17 protein-coding genes and 1 tRNA gene are annotated in these 21,171 nt (G+C 63.8%); 11 read left to right on the forward strand and 7 right to left on the reverse strand.

The window, feature by feature from the left end:
- Window positions 1-68: 68 nt before the first annotated feature.
- From EWH12_RS19305 to EWH12_RS19325, 5 genes are all read right to left on the reverse strand, one after another.
- Window positions 69-1,463: a hypothetical protein gene (locus EWH12_RS19305; RefSeq protein WP_129927534.1), complete on the reverse strand. Its 1,395-nt coding sequence runs from the start codon at window positions 1,461-1,463 to the stop codon at window positions 69-71.
- A 202-nt stretch (window positions 1,464-1,665) separates the two neighbouring features.
- Complete coding sequence (locus EWH12_RS19310; protein ID WP_129927535.1) at window positions 1,666-2,349, reverse strand: TetR/AcrR family transcriptional regulator; 684 nt, start codon at window positions 2,347-2,349, stop codon at window positions 1,666-1,668.
- 203 nt (window positions 2,350-2,552) lie between these two features.
- Window positions 2,553-3,608, reverse strand: coding sequence for an NAD(P)-dependent alcohol dehydrogenase (locus EWH12_RS19315; protein ID WP_129927536.1), 1,056 nt, complete (start codon window positions 3,606-3,608; stop codon window positions 2,553-2,555).
- Between the two features lie 61 nt (window positions 3,609-3,669).
- Window positions 3,670-5,403 (reverse strand): TonB-dependent receptor, encoded by a 1,734-nt coding sequence (locus EWH12_RS19320; RefSeq protein WP_129927537.1) that lies wholly within the window; start codon window positions 5,401-5,403, stop codon window positions 3,670-3,672.
- 360 nt (window positions 5,404-5,763) lie between these two features.
- Window positions 5,764-5,838 (reverse strand) — tRNA-Gly (locus EWH12_RS19325).
- 327 nt (window positions 5,839-6,165) lie between these two features.
- Between EWH12_RS19325 and paoA the strand changes: the two genes are divergently transcribed.
- From paoA to EWH12_RS19350, 5 genes are all read left to right on the forward strand, one after another.
- Window positions 6,166-6,792 carry an aldehyde dehydrogenase iron-sulfur subunit PaoA gene (paoA, locus tag EWH12_RS19330; protein ID WP_066599045.1) on the forward strand — a complete coding sequence of 209 codons (627 nt, stop codon included), beginning with the start codon at window positions 6,166-6,168 and terminating at the stop codon, window positions 6,790-6,792.
- Complete coding sequence (locus EWH12_RS19335) at window positions 6,789-7,745, forward strand: FAD binding domain-containing protein (RefSeq protein ID WP_129927538.1); 957 nt, start codon at window positions 6,789-6,791, stop codon at window positions 7,743-7,745. Before paoA ends, EWH12_RS19335 begins: the two co-directional genes overlap by 4 nt.
- Window positions 7,742-9,946, forward strand: a complete 2,205-nt coding sequence (gene paoC / locus EWH12_RS19340; RefSeq protein ID WP_129927539.1) for an aldehyde oxidoreductase molybdenum-binding subunit PaoC — start codon at window positions 7,742-7,744, stop codon at window positions 9,944-9,946. The genes EWH12_RS19335 and paoC overlap by 4 nt, the downstream gene beginning before the upstream one ends.
- A gap of 74 nt (window positions 9,947-10,020) precedes the next feature.
- Entirely contained in the window at window positions 10,021-12,342 is a 2,322-nt protein-coding gene (locus EWH12_RS19345; RefSeq protein WP_242496132.1) for a TonB-dependent receptor, read from the forward strand.
- Between the two features lie 26 nt (window positions 12,343-12,368).
- Window positions 12,369-12,659, forward strand: a complete 291-nt coding sequence (locus EWH12_RS19350; RefSeq protein WP_129927540.1) for a DUF1330 domain-containing protein — start codon at window positions 12,369-12,371, stop codon at window positions 12,657-12,659.
- 176 nt (window positions 12,660-12,835) lie between these two features.
- On the opposite strand, the gene EWH12_RS19355 is transcribed toward EWH12_RS19350, so the two are convergent.
- Together EWH12_RS19355 and EWH12_RS19360 are read right to left on the reverse strand one after the other, a co-directional pair.
- Complete coding sequence (locus EWH12_RS19355; protein WP_129927541.1) at window positions 12,836-13,777, reverse strand: quinoprotein relay system zinc metallohydrolase 1; 942 nt, start codon at window positions 13,775-13,777, stop codon at window positions 12,836-12,838.
- A complete protein-coding gene (locus tag EWH12_RS19360; RefSeq protein ID WP_129927542.1) occupies window positions 13,774-14,583 on the reverse strand; it encodes a quinoprotein dehydrogenase-associated SoxYZ-like carrier in 810 nt (269 codons plus the stop codon). The genes EWH12_RS19355 and EWH12_RS19360 overlap by 4 nt, the downstream gene beginning before the upstream one ends.
- A 78-nt stretch (window positions 14,584-14,661) precedes the next feature.
- On the opposite strand from EWH12_RS19360, the gene EWH12_RS19365 reads away from it, so the two are divergent.
- From EWH12_RS19365 to EWH12_RS19390, 6 genes are all read left to right on the forward strand, one after another.
- Window positions 14,662-15,204 (forward strand): rhodanese-like domain-containing protein, encoded by a 543-nt coding sequence (locus tag EWH12_RS19365; protein ID WP_129927543.1) that lies wholly within the window; start codon window positions 14,662-14,664, stop codon window positions 15,202-15,204.
- A gap of 89 nt (window positions 15,205-15,293) precedes the next feature.
- Complete coding sequence (locus EWH12_RS19370) at window positions 15,294-15,740, forward strand: pseudoazurin (RefSeq protein WP_422917745.1); 447 nt, start codon at window positions 15,294-15,296, stop codon at window positions 15,738-15,740.
- 49 nt (window positions 15,741-15,789) lie between these two features.
- On the forward strand, window positions 15,790-17,310 hold the full coding sequence (gene adh, locus EWH12_RS19375) for an aldehyde dehydrogenase (RefSeq protein WP_129927545.1): 1,521 nt from the start codon (window positions 15,790-15,792) through the stop codon (window positions 17,308-17,310).
- A 108-nt stretch (window positions 17,311-17,418) separates the two neighbouring features.
- The gene (locus tag EWH12_RS19380) at window positions 17,419-17,823 is read left to right on the forward strand and encodes a DUF779 domain-containing protein (RefSeq protein WP_129927546.1); all 405 of its coding nucleotides are present in this window, start codon (window positions 17,419-17,421) and stop codon (window positions 17,821-17,823) included.
- Window positions 17,824-17,895: 72 nt separating this feature from the next.
- Window positions 17,896-19,038 carry an FIST N-terminal domain-containing protein gene (locus tag EWH12_RS19385; protein WP_066599016.1) on the forward strand — a complete coding sequence of 381 codons (1,143 nt, stop codon included), beginning with the start codon at window positions 17,896-17,898 and terminating at the stop codon, window positions 19,036-19,038.
- On the forward strand, window positions 19,035-21,143 hold the full coding sequence (locus tag EWH12_RS19390; protein ID WP_129927547.1) for a hybrid sensor histidine kinase/response regulator: 2,109 nt from the start codon (window positions 19,035-19,037) through the stop codon (window positions 21,141-21,143). The genes EWH12_RS19385 and EWH12_RS19390 overlap by 4 nt, the downstream gene beginning before the upstream one ends.
- Window positions 21,144-21,171: the final 28 nt, after the last annotated feature.

Here is a 21,171-nt window from a genome sequence, read left to right on the forward strand (position 1 = left end):
TCCCGCAGGTCCTGTGAAAGCGTTCGTGCCATCCATGCTGGCCTCCTGTCACCAGCAGACAGCGTGAATCACATCAGCGCAGCGAAGGGAACCCCTACCGATTCAGTTCGTGTGGAAACCGCTCTAATCGATCCTCTCACATAACTGTCGATAGTGCCGGCGCAGGAGAGCTTGTCGTCTCCCTCCGGCAGATCCTGATAACGCGTGATGGACTGGACGATCGGCGCGCCATCGTCGAATCTCACGCTAACCTTGTCCCCGGTAATGAGGCCGCCCCAGCGGCCCTCGAGCGAGAGGTCGAGAAAGGCCATCCGGCCTTCCACCAACTTGCTCCCGGTCGCGTGATTGAGGAGCTTGGTTCCGTCCCGGTCAAGCACGAGGGGGATGACCCAGGGGGGGACCACATATCCCTCCGCTTTGCTGGAATAGGGCAAGGGAACCTGCATTTCGACCATGCCATAGGTATGTGCGATATTGTCCTGCGACAGGGCGAAGAAATCATAGACCCGCTGCTGATAGCCTTCGGGCAACTGCGCGCCCTTCAGCCCACCCCCGAACATTATGACTGAATCGGGATGGAAATCGCCGTCCTTTATGCCCTTAGCCCCGGCATGTTCGGCCAGTTCGTGGAAATAGGGCCAAAGCGTATGCAGGAAGATCGGCCGATCACGATTTTCCAGGATATTATCGTAGAATTGCGTGATGGCTCCCCGCACCGCCAGGGATTTCTCGCGTGTCTTGCGCTCGAATTCCTCGACTTCTTCCGGTGCGGCCTTGCCCTGCGCAATCTGGGTCCGCAGCCTGCCCATATAATTGGTATCGGCCGCCCGTGTCGGTATGTCCGTGAGGAAATGAATATCCCCGGGCGCGCCGATCGCAGCGGCCATGGCCTGTTGAATTTCCGAAAAGCGATGGGGACTATGGCGCGGGACGCCGCAGTAGCATGGGCGGTCTGCATTGGGGTTGAGCGAAGGCGCCTGCCATATGGTCCCGTTCAACAGACCGGTAAACGTGCGCTCGCGATCGACTTGGGTCTGGTTGAGAAAGGACGATTTGCCCGAGGTCCCGCTTGACGCAAAAACATAATGTCCAGCCTCGCGCAACCGCACCATCCAGTCATCGACATCCTGAACGCCGCGCATATCGATGTCCTGAGAAATCTTGCGAGTGGAAAGGCTCTGCAGCCAGAGATTCATCATCTCCCATCGCTGATTGTCGACCAGGCTTTCGGGATAGCTTTTATAGTTCGTATGGGAAAAAAGCAGCGGCACGAGGTCGTCGAACGAGTCGATTGCGTCCACGCCGGTATCATGCGCGCGCTTGTCGAGGACCGCGATCTGGCCCCGCCGCTCCTTCACGCGTTCCCGCGCTGCGTGGAGTTGCAATTCAGCCAGATTGTCGGGGCCGTTGTCGTAGACATTAACGTCCCCAATCAGGGACAGCAATTTATCCAGAGCAGACATGACAGTCATCTCTCCAATTTATTGGTTATGATTTAGCTGAATCCAGGACTCAGCTACCAGCTCGATAATTTGGGGGATTTCATCAATATTCTTAGTTTCAACTGCTCATTTTCGTGAACAGTTGACGACTAGGGGATGATTCATTCCCAAGGCGGTGGCCTTGAACTGTTTATCTGCTCGTGCCCGCTACCGGGCAATCGGATTAATTACCCAAGGCGGCAATAGGCCGGAAACCACGGTCGAATATCTCGACGAGATAGTCGACCCACTTCTGTGTCGTTTCCCGCCCCGGCGAGAAGCCGAATGCCGGCTCCATCACATTCTCGTTCATGATGAGCTGGCAGAGCAGAATTTCGATGGTGAAGGTCGTGAAGTTCGGGTCCAGATCCGCGCGGTAATAGCCCAGTGTCACCAGTCGACCGATGATCCGTTTGAGCACGCGTGTCGGTCGCGAGCAGAGCTGTTCGACATAAAGCTGCTTGAGTTGGGAATTGAACTGGATTTCCGTGATGAGGAGCCGCAGGCCCACCGAATGCTCCGAATAGGTCTCGATGATAGACTCGATGATGATCCGGGTGGGATTGCGCTCCTGAAGATCGATCTTCTCGATACTCTTTTCGATAATGCAGAAGGCGTCACTCAGCCGCTTGAGCAGATGATCGACCAGGGCCAGGAACAGATTGTCCTTGTTCTGGAAATAATAGCCGATCATGGCCTTGTTGACCCCCGCGACGGCAGCGATCTGTCTCACCGTGATCTCACCCCGGGGCTTGTCGTGCAGCAGCGAGACGGTAGCGTCGATCAGTGCATCGGCAACATGGCGGTCCAGCTCGGCGCTGGGGCGACCGACGGCGAAGGCCTTTGGGTCCATGCGGATGCTGGTCATAGCCCTAAGACGCCAAGCTTCGTCCAAACAGGACAACAGCTGGCGCTTGCTCCCTCCTCATTGCTGCCCGTCTCGTCGCCGACTATTGCGGCAAATGCGGGTCTGTTCCACCATAGCACGCTACTTCCTATTTCTGATAGCGCTGTCCCCTTCGACAGGGGCTTGTGAGCCCTCCCGGACCGGCAGGTGGACAGTTGGCGCATTCACGGATGCTCGACGAGATCGGCGCCCATGTCGATGACAAATCGATAGCGCACATCATTTCTCCTGAGCCGGTCCAATGCCTCGTTGATCTGCGATCTGCCGACCCGTTCGATTTCGGGCTTTATGCCGTGGGTCGCCGCAAAATCGAGCATCTCCTGCGTCTCGGCAATCCCGCCCGTCATCGAACTGGTAACGATCAATCGACGCCAGGCGAGCATCATCGAACTTATGGAGAGTGGTTCGGCAGGCATCCCGATCATGCAAAGAGTGCCGTCCAGCTTGAGCAGCCCCAAATAGGGCGTTGGATCGTGCGGTGCGGAAACCGTATCGAGAATATAGTGAAAGCTTCCGCCATGGCTGGCCATCTGCTCCAAATCGCTGGAAACCACCGTCGAATCAGCGCCGAAGCGCAGGGCGTCTGCGGCCTTCGCTGCTGTCGTGGTGAAAACAACGACTTGGGCGCCCCAAGCCTTTGCCCATTTGACGGCGAGATGACCCAGCCCCCCCATTCCAACGATACCGACCTTGTGGCCAGACTGAAGATTGGCGCGGCGCAACGGCGAATAGGTCGTGATGCCAGCGCAAAGCAATGGTGCGGCATGGGCTGGATCGAGCAGCGGCGGGATCATCACTGCGAAATGTTCGTCGACGACATAGTCGTTCGAAAAACCGCCATAGGTCATCGTCCCGAGACGGTCCGCCCCGCCAAACGTCGGCGTGGCGCCGGTCTCGCAATATATCTCCTCACCATGGCTGCAAGGTTCGCACGTACGGCATGAATCGATCACCGTACCGATGCCGACCACATCTCCGATGCTGAACTTCTCGACGCCTGGACCGACCGCCGTGACGCGGGCGATAATCTCGTGCCCTGGCACCAGCGGATAGCTGTGAAAGCCCCAGTCATTGTCGATCGCATGAAGGTCGCTGTGACAGATGCCGCAAAACAGGATGCTGGCCGCGATATCATTTGGACCCAGCGACCTGCGTTCGAATTCGAAGGGCTCCACGCACGCGTTTCGCGCGAGTGCCGCATAGCCATGGGAAAATGCCACAATCGATCCTCTTATTGTCAGTAAAGCCGACTGGGAAAGCGCGTCGGCGCGGCAGCGCCGTTCAACGAAAGCTATAGCTCAGCCGCAGCATCAGTTCGCGTCCCCTCGTAATGGGGCCGACCGTATCGCCCAGAACACCTGCGGTCGTGCCGCCCGAAGCCGGCGTGCCGGAGAAAGGATTGTCGATGCTGCGCGTCCAGAAATATTTGTTGGTCAGGTTTCGGCCGATGAGCGCCACTTGCCAGCCGTTATCCTGTTGCCCCAGGCGGACAGAGGCACCCAGCAGGGCGTAGGAGGGCGAGCGCCCGGCCGCCTTTGAGGATGCGTCGGTGAGATAGCTGTCGCTGTACGTCATGTCCGCGCCGAGCCCCAGTTCCAGGCCATTCCCTACCGCAACATGATAGTCAGCGCTCAGATTGCCTGCAAATTCCGGGGCGCGGAGCAATTCCGTCCCGCTCAGATCCTGCAGCAACGCCATGTTGCCAGAGACGCGATTAAGTTGATTGAGACAGGGCACCGGCGAATTGGCATTCTGCCCGCGATAGCATGTCGCCTGATAGTCGAGATAACGACCGCGATTATAGGACAGCGCCCCATCGATCCTGAGCCCGTCGACCGGCGGGCGATAGCTGAAATCGAACTCGATGCCTTTTGAACTGACCTTGCCGGCGTTACGCAGTTCCTGAACCGTGCCCCCACCCGTGGTCACCGTCACCTGCAGGCCTGTGACCCTGTAGGAATAAAGCGCCAGATTGGCATGCAGCGTTCCGTCGAGCAGGGCGACTTTAGCCCCTCCTTCAAAGCCCTTTATCAGTTGCTGGTCGTAGGACAGATTGGTGGCGAAATTGGCGGCACCCGAGTTGAAGCCTCCCGACAGGAAGCCTTTCTTGTACGAACCATAGACCGTCATGTCCTTGCTCGGCCGCCAAGACAGCGTGAATTCCGGCGAAAAGTTATTGAAGCTTCGCTTGGCGACGATAGCTGTCTGTTCGATCAGCGGGTTCGATGGATTGCGCGTGGTGTCCGTTCCGATGAACGGCAGCTTCTTCCGCTCATGAGAATAGCGTCCGCCGGCAGAAATTTCGAGGGTCGGCAATATATCGAACGTGCCTTGGGCGAAAGCTGAATAGCCCAAGCCATCCTGCTTGAGCAGATATTCGAGTATTTCCACCGGCGCATTGGCATTGAGAAAACTGTGAGCACCGGACTTGACCCGAGAATCCTGAAAATGCCCGCCGGTCGTAAAATTGAAGGGTCCATCAAAGTCGCTTGTAACCCGAAGTTCCTGCGAAAATTCATCGATCGAAAGGTAGTTTCGTCCGTGAATATAGGTCGATGGCACATAAGAAGCTGTAAAATTCCCGACGGAATCCAAGGACGTCGAATAATAGCCCGTGACGGATGTCAGCGTGATCGTGTCGGAAGGCCGGTAATTCATTTCCAGACCCGTGAGCACTTGCTTCTGGGTAAGAAATGTTCCGCGGCCGTCGAACGATGGGTCGAGTCCGGCAAAATTTGCGCCAGCATCAGCCGAAGACACCGTGCCGTTCGCCCGGCAATCGTCCACGCCGCCCGTCTGGGGAGCACCAAGCGGACAATCGACGAACTGGAGGTTCGCGGCCGAACTATCGCCTGTCCGCTTGCTAAAGGTGAATTTGAGACGCGCATCGAAGCTGTCCGATGCGTCGAACTTCAATGTGCCGCGAACGGCAAACTCATTCTGTTCGGGCGAACGGGCATGGGCGGGCTGAAGCGGGGCGTTCGCCGGAATCTGACTCTTCACCCAACCTTTCATGGTCGATCCATAGGCGGCCAACCTCAACGACCCAGTCCTCTCCAGCCGACGGAAGTCTGCCTCTCGCCCGATCAGGTGATGGTCCGTACGTATTGGGAAGAAGGATGCGCGATCGACCGGCTGGTCGAAGATCCCCGTGCCTATGCCAGCAGACCTATTCCTTCAGGAGGGTTCTCACCGCTACATCGCCCGGCCAGCTTCTGCGGAAACCAGATTTTCAGTGGCTCAACCTACGCCAGAACCACCCGCAAATACGCGCGCAGCATATTACGTCCTTATTACTTCAGGCTTTTCAGAAGATCGCGTAATATGAAAACCCGGCACAATCGCCCCAGAAACCATTGATTTTACGATGATTTCTGGAGCGGGCGAAGGGATTCGAACCCTCGACCCCAACCTTGGCAAGGTTGTGCTCTACCCCTGAGCTACGCCCGCTCTGGCGGCCGGAGGATGTGTCCCTCTCGGCGGGTGGCGGGGAACTAGCAGCGCTTGTCTAAAGGGGCAAGGGGAGAATTGCACAAAAATGAAATTCTCCTTCACAAGCATAAAAACCCAAGCTTTCCTGTGTGTTAACCGGATACGGAATATGTCACCGTCGGGTCGGCGCATCATTCGCTGCGCGAATCACCCCATGCGCGGCGCGAAAGGGCGGCTTGGCGCGCGCCGTGCTTATGCTAAGGCTGTAGCGACAAGTTTCTTGCCGCGGCGGGATCATTTGCCCTCGCCCTTCGTACTGACCAGCAACCAACAGGGAGACCAGCCATGTCGTCCAATCATTTGACGCGCCGCGGCCTGTTGCAAGGCAGCGCGGCTCTCGCCGCAGCCAGCCCCGTCGTGGCGCAGGCCGCCGCTATACCCAAGCGCAACGGAGGAAGCGCGATGATCCCCGTCGAATTGACCGTCAACGGGCGAGAGGTGCATCTGCAACTCGACCCGCGCACCAGCCTGCTCGACACGCTGCGCGAACATCTGCACCTGACCGGCACCAAGAAAGGGTGCGACCATGGCCAGTGCGGCGCCTGCACCGTGATCGTGGAGGGCCGGCGGATCAATAGCTGCCTGACCCTGGCGGTGATGCATGATGGCGAGCGCGTCACGACGATCGAGGGGCTGGGCACGCCCGACAAGCTGCACCCGATGCAAAAGGCCTTCATCGTCCATGACGGCTATCAATGCGGCTATTGCACGCCGGGGCAGATTTGCTCGGCGGTAGCGGTGCTGGACGAGATCAAGGCGGGCATCCCCAGCCATGCGACGGCGGAACTGGACGATGTGGCGTTCAGCGACGCGGAACTGCGCGAGCGGATGAGCGGCAATATCTGCCGCTGTGCCGCCTATCCCAACATCATCGCCGCGATGCGAGATGCAGCCGGGGAGAAGGTGGCATGAAGGCCTTCACCTATGAACGCGCCTCCACCGTCGAAGCGGCGGCCAAGGCCGCGGCCTCGGTTCAAGGCGCGCGCTTCATCGCCGGCGGCACCAACCTGCTCGACCTGATGAAGCTGCAGATCGAAACGCCGACCCATCTGATCGATGTCAACCATCTGGGGCTGGACCGGATCGAGAAGACGGCCAACGGCGGGCTGAAGATCGGGGCGCTGGTGCGCAATACCGACCTGGCGGCCGACAAGAGCGTGCGGCAGGATTATGCGGTGCTCAGCCGCGCGTTGCTGGCGGGCGCATCGGGCCAGTTGCGCAACAAGGCGACGACCGGCGGCAACCTGTTGCAGCGCACCCGTTGCCCCTATTTCTACGACACGCGGATGCCCTGCAACAAGCGCAAGGCCGGGAGCGGCTGCGGCGCGATGCAGGGGATGAGCCGCAGCCTGGCGATATTGGGCGTGAGCGACGCCTGTATCGCCCAGCACCCCAGCGACATGGCGGTGGCGATGCGGCTGCTGGACGCGCAGGTCGACACGATGGGCGCGGACGGCGCGGCGCGGGCGATCCCGATCGCGGACTTCCACCTGCTGCCTGGCGACACGCCGCACAGGGAAAGCGCGCTCAAGCCGGGCGAGATCATCACATCGGTCACTCTGCCCAAGCCGGTCGGCGGCGCCCATGTCTATCGCAAGGTCCGCGACCGCGCCTCCTATGCCTTCGCCTTGGTGTCGGTGGCGGCCGTGTTCGGCAAGGATGGCGGCGCGCGCTTCGCCTTTGGCGGGATCGGCGCGAAACCGTGGCGCGTGGAGGCGGCGGACGATGCGGCGAAGAGCGGAGCCAAGGCCGTTGCGGAAGCAGCCTTGGCCGGTGCGCGCACCACCCATCATAACGACTTCAAGAAGACGCTGGTCGAACGGACGCTCGCGTCCCTCTATCGCCAGCAGGAGGCACGGGCATGAAGTTCGATACGCCAGCGGGCATCAACCCGATCGACAAGGGCCGGGTGGTCGGCATTCCACACGACCGCATCGACGGCGCGGCCAAGGTGACGGGCAGCGCGCCCTATGCCTATGAGCGGCACGATGCCGCCCCCAACGCCGTCTATGGCTGGATCGTCGGGTCCGCCATCGCCAAGGGACGGATCGCGGCGATGGACCTGCGCGCCGCAGAAGCGGCGCCGGGCGTGCTGGGCATCGTCACCCACGCCAATGCCGGCAAGCTGGGCAAGGGCAGCATGAACACCGCGCCGCTGCTGGGCGGGCCACAGGTCGATCATTATGAGCAGGCGGTCGCGCTGGTCATCGCCGACACGTTCGAAAATGCGCGTGATGCCGCCAAGCTGGTGCGGATCGATTACACGCCGGAAGACGGCAAATATGACCTGGCGGCCGAAAGCCTGAAGGGCGTGATGCCGCCCGACAGCTTTGGCACCCCGGCCGATACGAAGGCGGGCGATTTCGAGGGCGGTTTCGCCAAGGCGGCGGTCAAGATCGACCAGCGCTACACCACGCCCGACCACAGCCATGCGATGATGGAGCCCCATGCGACGACCGCCGCCTGGAATGGCGACAGGCTGACGCTGTGGACGTCGAACCAGATGATCGCCTGGGGCGTGGGCGAAGTCGCCAGGACGCTGGGTATCGCCAAGGAGAAGGTGCGGCTGGTGTCGCCCTATATCGGCGGCGGTTTCGGGTCGAAACTGTTCCTGCGCGCGGACGCGCTGCTGGCGGCGCTGGGCGCGAAACAGGTGGGGCGGCCGGTCAAGGTCGCCATCGCCCGGCACCAGATCCCCAACAACACCACCCACCGCCCGGCGACGATCCAGCGCATCCGCATCGGCGCGGACAAGGACGGGGTGATCGACGCGATCGGCCATGAAGTCTGGTCGGGCGACCTGCCCGGCGGCAGCCCGGAAACGGCGGCGCAGCAGACGCGGCTGCTCTATCGCGGCGCTAACCGGATGACGGCGCACCGACTGGTCACGCTGAACTTGCCCGAAGGCAATGCGATGCGCGCGCCGGGCGAAGCCGTCGGCCTGCTGGCGCTGGAAGTGGCGATGGACGAACTGGCCGAAGCCTGCGGCGTCGATCCGGTCGAACTGCGCATTCGCAACGATGTGCAATATGATCCTGAAGCCGGGCCGCAGCGCCCCTATTCCAGCCGCAAGCTGGTCGAGTGCCTGCGCGCCGGGGCCGATCGCTTCGGCTGGGACAAGCGCAAGGCCAAGCCGGGGCAAGTGCGCGACGGGCGCTGGCTGGTCGGCATGGGCGTCGCGGCCGCCTTTCGCAATAATCTGGTCGGCAAGTCGGGCGCGCGCATCGGCGTGGACGCGCAGGGCAAGGTCATCGTCGAAACCGACATGACCGATATCGGCACCGGCAGCTACACGATCATCGGCCAGACCGCCGCCGAAATGCTGGGCGTGCCATTGGATCAGGTGATCGTGCGGCTGGGCGACAGTCGGTTCCCGGTATCGGCCGGGTCGGGCGGGCAATGGGGCGCGAACAGCTCGACGGCGGGCGTCTATGCCGCGGCGATGGCGTTGCGCGCGAAGCTGGCGGAGAAGGCGGGCTATCCCGCCGACAAGGCGCAGTTCGACGATGGCCTGGTGAAATTCGACAATAAGTCCCAGACGCTCGCCGCACTGGCCGGGCGCGAGGGGCTGTGGGCCGAAGACAGCATGGAGTATGGCGATCTCGACAAACGCTATGCCCAGGCCACTTTCGGCGCGCATTTCTGTGAAGTCGGCGTCGATATCGACACGGCCGAAGTGCGCGTCCGCCGCATGGGCGGGGCATTTGCCGCCGGGCGCATCCTCAACCCCAAATCCGCGCGCAGCCAGGTGATCGGCGCGATGACCATGGGCGTGGGCGCGGCGCTGATGGAGTCGCTGGAGGTCGACACCCGCTTCGGCTTCTTCGTCAATCACGACATGGCCGAATATGTGGTGCCGGTGCATGCCGACATTCCGCAGCAGGACGTGCTGTTCATCGACGAACTGGACGACAAAAGCTCGCCGATGAAAGCCAAGGGCGTGGGCGAGCTGGGTATCTGCGGTGCGGGCGCGGCGGTGGCCAACGCGATCTACAACGCCACCGGCATTCGCCTGCGCGACTATCCGCTGACCATCGACAAGCTGTTGAAAGCGCAGGCGGCATGACGACGGCCCGACCCAAGGTATAATGGAGCGCCGCGCCGCCGCCCCCTAGCCTCCCGGCGATAAAAGACGGGAGGATGGGCGTGAGGGTGATGGCGGCGCTGTTGGCGGGAAGCGCGTTGATCGGAGCCGGATCGGCGTTGGCGCAGGCGCCCGATGCCGGGGACGCCCTGCGCCAGCCGATCATCGTCACCGCACCCGGCGGCGCGGTCGATAAGGACGACGCGCTTACGCTGGCCGCCGCCGACATCGGCCGCAGCGGCAGTCCCGATTTCCTGGGCGCGCTGACCCGCAATTTCGCCGGCGTCACCTTGCAGGATGCGCAGAATAATCCGTGGCAGCCCAATCTCGTCTATCGCGGCTTCGTCGCGTCCCCGCTCCAGGGGCAGGCGCAGGGCATTGCCGTCTATCTGGACGGCGCGCGCTTCAACCAGCCCTTCGGCGACACGGTGCAGTTCGACCTGCTGCCCGAAGCGGCGGTCCGGGGCGTCAGTCTGCTCGACAAGAGCGCCGTCTATGGCCTCAATGCGCTGGGCGGGGCGCTGGTCATCGACACGAAGACGGGGCAAAGCGATCCGGGGCTGGAAGCCAGCCTGTCGCACGGCCGGTTCGGCACGACCGAGGCGAGCGTCGCGGGCGGCATGGCCTGGGGCGACTGGAGCGCGTTCGGCGCCTTCCAATATACGCGCGACGACGGCTGGCGCGATCATTCGCCCTCCACCCTCTATAATGGCTATGCCGATGTCGGCTTCGACACGGCGAGCGGCGGCCTGCACCTTAAAGTCGTCGGCGCGAACACCGACCTGACCGGCAATGGCGTGTCCCCGGTGGAATTGCTGGCGGCGGACCGGCGCGCGGTCTTCACCTGGCCCGATAACAGCCGCAGCCGCTATGGCCGGGTCAGCCTGCACCCCTGGGTCGCGCTGTCCGACACGACCCGGATCGAAGCCACGCTCTATGCGCAGAAATTGACGCTGCGCACCGTCAATGGCGATGCCGCCGATATCGAAGGGTGCGAGGATGACGACGACGTTGGTTTCGTCTGCCTGGAAACCGTCGGGGGCGATGACGAGGAGGAGGAGCAGGCCGTCCTGACCGACGCCGACGGCAATGCCATTATCGATACGCTGGGCGGCGAGGGCTATGGCGTGCTCAACCGCGGACGCACGGCGACGCGGGCTATGGGCGCGCTGGTGCAGCTGATCGACAAGCGCATGGTCGGCGCGGGCGAGAATGTCTTCGCGCTGGGGTTCAGCTACGACACCAGCCGCACCCGCTTCGACACCTCGACCGAACTGGGCGCGCTGACCGACGATCGCAGCGTCGAGGGGCTGGGGTCCATCATCGTGCAGCCCGACGGCGCGATCGCGCCCGTCGGCCTGATCGCCCATACCGACTATTGGGGCGTGTTCGTGCAGGACAGGTTGCCGATCACGTCACGCCTGTCGGCCGAGATCGGGCTGCGCTACAATCATGCGCGCATCGTGATGCTGGACCAGATCGGCACCGCACTGAACGGTCGCCACCGCTTCCAGCGCCTGAACCCCGGCATCGAGTTCGACTATGTCGTTTCCGACGGACTGACGCTGCGCGCGGGCTATGCGGAAAGCAACCGCGTGCCGACCCCGGCCGAACTGTCCTGCGCCGACGAAAATGCGCCGTGCAGCCTGACCAATTTCTTCGTCGCCGATCCGCCGTTGAAGCAGGTGGTCGCCAAAAGCTGGGAAGCGGGCGCGAAGGGCCATGCCCAGGCGGGCGGCTTCACGATCGACTGGCTGCTGTCGGCGTGGCGCACCGACAATCGCAACGACATCCAATATGTCGCGTCCGAGATTCGCGGTCGCGCCTATTTCCGCAATATAGGCAGCACGCGGCGGCAGGGAGTCGAAGCAACGGTGCGCGCCAGCCGGGGCGGCCTTACCGCGGGGCTGAGCTACGCCTTCACCGACGCGACCTATCGCGCGCCGCTGACCCTTTCCAGCCCCGCCAACCCCTCGGCGGACGAGGAAGGCCTGATCGAAGTCGCGCGCGGCGACCGGCTGCCCGGCATACCCCGGCACAGCGCCACGCTGAAGCTCGATTATGCGGGGAAAGGCTGGTCGGTCGGCGGCGACGTGATCGCGCGATCGGGCCAATATCTGGTCGGCGACGAGGGCAATGACGAGGCCAGGCTGGGCGGCTATGCGCTCGTCAACCTGCGCGCAAGTCTGACCCTGGTGAAGGGCGTCAGTCTGTTCGGTACGCTCAACAATGCGCTGGGCCGCCGCTACGCGACCTTCGGCGCCTTCAGCGAAGTGGATGAGATCCAACTGGAAGAGGCGCCCGGCGCATCCAACCCGCGCGCTTATGGGCCGGGCGCACCGCGCCGCTGGCAAGTCGGCGTGAAGGCGCTATTCTGACCATCTAACATCAGGAGAGAAAGAGCATGACCGCCTATTTCGTCGCCGTCCGCAACAGCATTTCCGACCCCGAAACCTTCGCCACCTATGGCGCGCTGGCCGGCAAATCCATGGCGGGCCATGCGATCACGCCGCTCGCCGTCTATGGCAAGACCCGCGCCACCGATGGGCCGGCGACCGAAAGCGCCGTCATCATCGCCTTCCCGACCTTCGAGGAGGCCGAGGCCTGGTATGACAGCCCCGCTTATCAGGAGGCGCTGAAGCTCCGGCTGGCGAGCGGCGACTATCAGACCTTCATCATCCAGGGCGTCGATTGACCCTTTCGCCCAAAATATCCACTTTTCGGCGCTTTCCAGATTCCCATAAGTGATTGTTTATAAAGAAAAATAGGAAGTCGTGCGTTCAGATCCGGCGCATGACTTCCTAAAAACCGTTATTTAACAACGGCTTGAATTTCGGAAATTTGTGACAACTGTCCAACTCGCTGTTGCATTCACGGCACATCCACCCGCGGCAGCAGCGTCGCCTCCAGCCCCGGATAGAGGTGCGACACGCTGCGCTGCACTTCGTAGCGCCCCGCCGCCATGGTCGCGAACCGATCGGGAATGGGCAGCTCGCCCGCCTCGACCATGTCCAGCCCGCCCCGCACCGCCTGGGTCAGCGTCGCTTCCAGCCAGTCGATCCAGTCGCGCGTCTGGTCGATCGCCGTCGTGCCGCCCGGATCGAACGGACCATGGCCGGGCAGCACGCCCCTGTGCGGCAGCGCCGTCAACTGGTCCAGACTGGCGCGCCACAGGGCCAGATCGGCCGTCGGCGTGCTGGGCGCGCGGTCGTGGAAGATCAGGTCACCGCCCAGCAGCAGGCCGGTCTGCGGGTCAAACAAGGCCAGGTCCGCCGCGCTATGGCCGGACAAAGCGAGCAGGCGCAGCGTCCGGCCACCAAAATCCTCCTGCGACGCGGTGATCGCCCGCCCCGGCAGCAGCAGATCGGTGCCGCGCATCCAGTCGCCCAACAATCGGTACATGCCGTCGGCATAGCCCTGCCCCTGCGCCCGCAGCGCGTCGATCATGCCGGGCAGCGCCGCGACGATGGCCGGATCGAAGGCGGCCAGGCCCAGGCCGTGATCCGGATGGAGATGGCTGACATAGACCCGCACCACCGGCTTGCCCGTCAGTTGCTCCGCCACGAGCCGCAGCGCGCGGGCGTAGCGGACGGACGGGCCACAATCCCACAGCACCGTCCCGGCCGGCGTGGCGATGATCGCGATATTGGCGATGGCCCCGCCATTGCTCGCCTCGATCGGTTCGTCCGCGCCGCGCACCAGCCAGACGCCTTCGCCGATCGGTTCGGGGGTGATGGCATAGTTAGCCGCGCGCGCAGGGACCGACGCCAGCGCCACCACGCCACCGAGCAGCGATCGCCGCGACAGGATCATCGGCCGCCCGGCATCGACGCCGGAACAGGTGATTGCCGCGCCACGGACAGCGCCGCGCGATAGTCGCGCCCGTTGGTGTCCCGCGCCTCGACCCGCAGCGCCTCCCCGGCCCCGCCATCGACCATCAGCGTGATCGCCGGATCTTCGGCCACCGCCGCCCATATCTCCATCTCGCCCAGCGTCCGTCCATCCGCGCCCTTCACGCGCAGCGCTTCGAGATGATAGGTGGCGATATTGGCGACGAAGCCGGTATCCATCGGATGGCGGAAATTGAGCCGCACCCGGCTGCGCCCGTCCGCCATCGGCCAGGCTTCGCCGCGTATCTCGCCCAGATGGTCGGCCCAGTCGCCCCTGACCCGGCTGACCGGCGGCGCAGAGCAACCGCCGCCGGCCGCATCGACCCATCCGCCTGACACCAGCCATTGCCCGCTGGCCAGTTGCACCGCGCCGCGTACCGGGGTGCGCTGGTCGAGCTTGATGCGGGTTGCGACATAGGCGGCTGCGTGGAGGGGGCGATAGTCGATGGCGATAGGAATGGGATTGAGATCGACCAGCAGCACCATGCGGGTCACGCCCGCTATAGCGCGCGCGTCGATCGCCACCGGAAAGGCGCGCTGATTTTCCGCGATCATCGGGAAATCGACCTGCACGCGCGGATCGAACCGCACCGGATCGTCGCCGAACAGGGTGCGGGCATGGGCGGCCCACATAGGCGACCCCAGCGGATCGACGGGTGCTGTCGCCCTGGCGTCGGCCGCGACCAGCACCAGGGCGAGCGCGACCCAAAGGCTTGCCTGCCTTTGCAATATCCTTCTCCCTTAAGCCGGGGTCTATTCTCCTCCCGCGTCGGTTACCATTGGTCCTTGGGTCACCCGGAGACGATCATGCGCCGCTTCCTCATCCCCGCCCTGCTGATCGCGTCGCCGGCGGTCGCGCAGCCGCCTTTGTTCGACCCGGCCGGCTATCGCATCGCCCATTATCGCGCGCCGGTCCGGCAGGCGCCGGCTGGCGTCGGCCGGATCGCCCCGGCCGCCGCGGCGCAACTGGTGCCGGGACGCGACGCGCTGTTCATCGACGTGCTGCCGGCCGAGGGCGGGCATCGCGAGGCCGACGGCCGCTGGCGGCTGGCCGCGCCGCACGAATCCATCCCCGGCGCGCACTGGTTTCCCGAAGCCGGGCGCGGTGCGCCGGGTCCGGGGATCGACGCATGGTTCGCTCAAGGGGTCGCGCGCCTGACACAGGGCCGCCGCGATAGGATGCTGATCCTCTTCTGCCGCGCCGATTGCTGGATGGGGTGGAATGCGGCCAAGCGGCTGCGCGCGGCTGGCTACACCAATGTCTGGTGGCTGGCCGAGGGAACGGACGGGTGGAACGACCTGAAAAAGCCGCTATCCCGCGTCGAGCCGGCCGGCGGTGCTACGCCATAGGACCAAAGGTCAATTGTGCGCGCGGCCCCTGTGGCCGCACTCTCCATGCAATCCGGCAGAGAAAGCCGTCCGATTCCATGGAGAGTGATTTGACTGACCTGCGCATCCCGGCCTGTTTGCTGACCGCCGCCGTCCTGGCCTTTTCGCTGCCCGCCGCGGCGAAGGAGATTGTCGTCCAGATGAAGAATCAGGGCGCCGATGGGTCGATGGTGTTCGAGCCGAGCTTCGTGAAGGCCGCACCCGGCGACACGATCCGGTTCAAGCCGACCGACGCCAGCCATAATGCCGAAACCATGGCCAACATGCTCCCCGCCGGCGCGACGCCGATGAAGGGCGGCATGAACAAGGAAGCGGTGCTGACCGTCGGCAAGCCCGGCCTCTACGGCATCAAATGTATGCCGCATTATTCGATGGGCATGGTCGCGCTGGTGCAGGTGGGCAAGGTGACGCCCGCCGACATCGCCGCCGCCAGGGCGGTGAAGATGCCGCCCTTCGCCGCCAAGCGCATGACCGCGGCGCTGGCCAAGGTGAAGTAAGGGCCGCGCCGCTTTTCCATTTTTACGCATAGCAATCGGGAGTAGACACATGCTGCAGCAGGCGATGGAGCGTTTCGCGGGAAAGACGCTGATCCGCGACCAATATGACAATTATATCGGCGGCGAATGGGTCGCGCCGGTGCAGGGCGGCTATTTCGACAATATCTCGCCCGTCACCGGCCAGGTCGTCGGCAGGATCGCGCGCGGCACCGCCGCCGACATCGAGCTGGCGCTGGACGCCGCGCACGAGGCGAAGGAAAGCTGGGGCAAGACGTCCTCCACCGAGCGGTCCAACATCCTGCTCAAGATCGCCGACCGGATGGAGGCCAATCTCGACCTCATCGCGATGGCCGAGACGATCGACAACGGCAAGCCGATCCGCGAGACGACCCATGCCGACATCCCGCTCGCCATCGACCATTTCCGCTATTTCGCGGGCTGCGTCCGCGCGCAGGAAGGGTCGATCAGCGAGATCGACCATGACACGATCGCCTATCATTTCCACGAACCGCTGGGCGTGGTCGGCCAGATCATCCCGTGGAACTTCCCGATCCTGATGGCGGTGTGGAAACTCGCCCCGGCGCTGGCCGCGGGCAACTGCATCGTGCTCAAGCCCGCCGAACAGACGCCGATGTCCATCCTGGTGCTGCTGGACGTGATCGGCGACCTGCTGCCGCCCGGCGTGCTGAACGTCGTCAACGGCTTTGGCGTGGAGGCGGGCAAGCCGCTGGCCAGCAACAAGCGGATCAGCAAGATCGCCTTTACCGGCGAGACGACGACCGGCCGCCTGATCATGCAATATGCATCGGAAAACCTGATCCCGGTCACGCTGGAACTGGGCGGCAAGTCGCCCAACATCTTCTTCGCCGACGTCATGGACGCGGACGACGATTATTTCGACAAATGCCTGGAAGGGTTCGCGATGTTCGCGCTGAACCAGGGCGAAGTCTGCACCTGCCCCAGCCGCGCGCTGATCCAGGAATCGATCTACGAGAAGTTTATCGAACGCGCCATCGCACGGGTGAAGGCGATCAAGCAGGGCAGCCCGCTCGACCCCAGCACCATGATCGGCGCGCAGGCGTCGAACGACCAGCTTGAAAAAATCCTTTCCTATATCGAGATCGGCCTGAATGAAGGCGCAGAACTGCTGACCGGCGGCGAACGCGCATCGCTCGATGGCGAACTGGCCGATGGCTATTATGTGACCCCGACCGTGCTGAAGGGCCACAACAAGATGCGCATCTTCCAGGAAGAGATTTTCGGCCCGGTGCTGGCCGTCACCACCTTCAAGGATGAAGCCGACGCGCTCGCCATCGCCAACGACACGCTGTACGGGCTGGGCGCGGGCGTATGGACCCGCGATGGAACCCGCGCCTATCGCATGGGCCGGGGCATCCAGGCGGGCCGGGTGTGGACCAACTGCTATCATGCCTATCCCGCCCATGCGGCGTTCGGCGGCTACAAGCAGTCGGGCATCGGGCGTGAAAACCACAAGATGATGCTGGACCATTATCAGCAGACCAAGAACCTGCTGGTCAGCTACAGCCCCAAGGCGCTTGGCTTCTTCTAAAGCCGTCGACGGTTCGTCAAAGGCGGATTCCTCTCCATAAGGCCTTTGACGGCGGCGGGCATTCTTTCCCTGATGCCCGCCGCATCGTCGTTTTTCAGGAGCATGATCATGACCGGGCTGCCCCCACGCATATTCGCGACACCAGATGCAGAAGCGCTGATGCACAGCCTGACGCAGAAGCACGGGCCGCTGATGTTCCACCAGTCGGGCGGATGCTGTGACGGGTCCGCGCCGATGTGCTTCCCGCGCGGCGAATTCAAGGTCGGCGGGCAGGACGTGCTTCTGGGCCATGTCGCGGGCGACATAGCGGTGTGGATCGGGGCGGCGCAGTTCGACTATTGGCGCCATACCCAGGTAACCATCGACGTCGTGCCGGGACGCGGCGCGGGCATGTCACTGGAAAGCCCCGAAGGCGTCCGCTTCATCGTGCGGTCGCGGATATTCGACGACGCGGAAAATGCGCTGCTGGAAGCGGCGGGCGATCCGGCCAGGGGCGATGCGGTCACGGCATAGGACGGGCGTGACATTGGGACGCGACGCGGTGCATAACCCCCGGAAAAGGGGGAGGCCATGGGGGAGAGGAACATGACCATGCTGGCGTCGGAAATCGGTTTCGCGTCGAGCCATTCGCCCGATCCGGCGACGGCGATGGCGGACGTCGCGCGGCAATTGGGCGACGCGCCGCTGGCCGGGATGCTGCTGTTCTGCTCGCACCGCTTCGACCGCGATGCGCTGGCCCGCGCGGTCAACCGCCATAGCGAACATGTTGTCGCGATCGGCTGCACCAGTTCGGGTGAACTGACCGAGGCGGGCTATGACGAGGACAGCCTGAGCGTGATCGGCTTTCCCGCCGACGCCTTTCACCTGACATCCCATATTTTCGACGATATCGATGCGTTCGATCCCGTTGCCGCGCGCGAGGCGATCCGGTCGCTCGCCGCCATCGCCGATCGGGACAGCCGGCGGCTGGGCGAGGCGGTCAACCACGTCGCGCTGTTCCTGGTCGATGGCCTGTCGCACCGCGAAGAATTGCTGACGATGACGATCCAGGATGCGCTGGGCGACATCCCGCTGATCGGTGGATCGTCGGGCGACGGGCTGGCGTTCCGCGAAACCGCCATTTTTGAGGGCGGGCGGTTTCACAAGCGCGCGGCGGTGATCGCGATCCTGTCCACGCCGCGCCCGATCCATGTGTTCAAGGCGCAGCATTATCGTCCCGGCGCGGCGAAGATGGTCGTGACCGGCGCGATCCCGCAGGACCGGATCGTGACCGAGATCAACGCGGAACCGGCCGCGCAGGAATATCTGCGGCTGGCGGGCCATGCCGGCGAAGCGCTGGGCTTGGCCTTTTACGCAGCCCATCCGCCGATGGTGCGCGCAGGCGGCGACTATCATGTCCGGTCGATCCAGAGCGCCAACCCGGACGGCAGCCTGACCTTCTATTGCGCGATCGACGAAGGGATCGTGCTGACCGTGGGCGAGCCGATCGACCGGATCGCGGGGATGGAGACGATGTTCGCCGACATCGGCGCCCATGTCGGCCAGGTCGACCGGATCATCGCCTTCGATTGCGTGCTCAACCGCATCGACGCGGAACAGCGGCAGATCGGCCGCGCCGTGTCCGAACTTTATGGCCGCCATCGGGTGATCGGTTTCAACACCTATGGCGAGCAATATCATGCGCTGCACGTCAACCAGACATTCAGCGGGCTGGCGATCGGGCGATGACGGAAACGACCCTTCCTTCCACCGAGGCGGAACTGGCTCAACTGCGCGAAGACAACCGCAAGTTGCGCAAGATCAACGCCGCGCTGATCGATCGGGTGGAACGGTCCAGCGACATGGCCGGCAACGCCTTTTCGATGTTCGAAACCGCGATCACACTGGAAGCGATGGTGCGCGAGCGGACGACCGAGCTGGAAGACGCGCTGGGCAGGCTTGCCACCGCCAATGCCGACCTGGCCCAGGCCCATGCCAGCGCCGAAGCGGCGCAGGTGCGGCTGCGCGACGCGATCGATTCGATCAACGAAGGCTTCGTGCTGTTCGATGCGGAAGACCGGCTGGTCCTGTTCAACGACGCCTATCTGGGCTTCTGGCCCGAAATCGCCGACCAGTTGCACGAAGGCATGTCGTTCGAGGATGTCGCGCGGCTGGCCGCGGCGCACCACCGCCCCCCCGGATCGGTGGTCGCGCCCGACCGCTGGGTGTCCGACCGGCTGGCGCGTCACAGCGTCGCCGATGGCGGCCATGTCCAGGCGCTGGCCGACGACCGCTGGGTCCAGATCAACGAATTGCGCACCAGCGAGGGCGGAATCGTCGGTATCTATACCGATATTACCGAAGTGAAGGCGGAGGATGCCCGCAACCGCGCGCTGGAACTGGCCGAACGCAATCTGGTGCTGCAATCGACGCTCGACAATCTGTCCGAAGGCGTGTGCCTGTTCGATGCGCAGGGACGGGTCGCCGCCTGGAACGAGGCGTTGCAGCATGTGCTCGACCTGCCCGACGACTGGGCGCAGGAAGGGGCCAGCCATGGCGCGCTGCTTGACTGGTGCCGCGATCGGCTGGGCATGGCGGACGGAGGGTGCCTTGACTGGCGGGGGGACCAGCCAGGCGCGGCGCGCCATGCGCTGGTCGCAGCCGGCGATCGTCATTTCGAAGTCCGCAGCACGGCGCTGGAGCGCGGGGGACAGGTCATCGGCTTCACCGACGTCACCGTCATGCTACGCGCGCAGGCGGGCCTTCAGGAAACCGCCGAGACGCTGGAGCGCCGCGTCGCCGAGCGCACCGCCGAACTGCGCGCCGAAGTCGCCGAACGGCGCGAGATCGAGGCGCAGTTGCGCGACGCCAAGACGGCGGCGGAGAAGGCGAACCTGTCCAAGACCAGCTTTCTGGCCGCCGCCAGCCACGACCTGTTACAGCCGTTGAACGCCGCGCGCCTGTTCGTCGCGGCGCTGGGCGACCGGCGGCTGGCGCTGCCGACCCGCGCGCTGGTCAACCAGACATCGACCGCGCTCGATTCGGTCGAGGATCTGCTGGAGGCGCTGCTGGAGATCAGCCGGCTCGACGCCGGCGCGATCCAGCCGGAGATTGGCGACTTCCGGCTCGATACGCTGCTGGGCACGTTGCGGGTGGAATTCGCGCCCGTCGCGCGCGCATCGGGCTTGGTGCTGGACATGGCGAGCGAGCCGCTCTGGGTCCGGTCCGATATCAGGCTGGTGCGGCGCATCCTGCAGAATTTCCTGTCCAACGCGCTGCGCTATACGCAACAGGGATCGGTGCGGCTCGATTGTTTGGTCGGCGAACGGGCCATCCGCGTCAGCGTGACCGATAGCGGTCCCGGCATCGCGGCCGACAAGCAGGCGCTGGTGTTTGAGGAATTTCGCCGGCTCGACACCCGCACCAGCGGCAAGGGGCTGGGCCTGGCCATCGTCAAGCGGGCGAGCGACATGCTGGGCCATCGCGTGACGCTGGAGTCCGCGCCCGGCCGCGGATCGACCTTCGCGATCGATCTGCCGACCGGCGAGCCGGTGGCGGACCTGGACAACGAACCGGAGATGATCGGGCGCGACCGCTCCATGCGCGGACTCAACGTGCTGGTCATCGATAATGAACGGGCGATCCAGACGGGGATGCGCACGCTGCTGGGCGGCTGGGGCTGCACCGTGCTGGCGGCGGGCGGCTTTGCCGAAGCGACCGGCCTGTTCACGGCCGACAGCGCGCCGGACATCATCCTGACCCAACTTGAACAGTGCTTTTGGAAAAGGCATTTTTGTTCAATGACATGCACGCACCGGCGCGAGTGTTACCACTACATTTTTGGGTTTGGTTGAGCTTGCAGAGGCTTAGGTTCGCGGCGGC

The organism is Sphingobium cupriresistens, from assembly GCF_004152865.1.
In the GTDB taxonomy this organism is placed as follows: Bacteria; Pseudomonadota; Alphaproteobacteria; order Sphingomonadales; family Sphingomonadaceae; genus Sphingobium; species Sphingobium cupriresistens.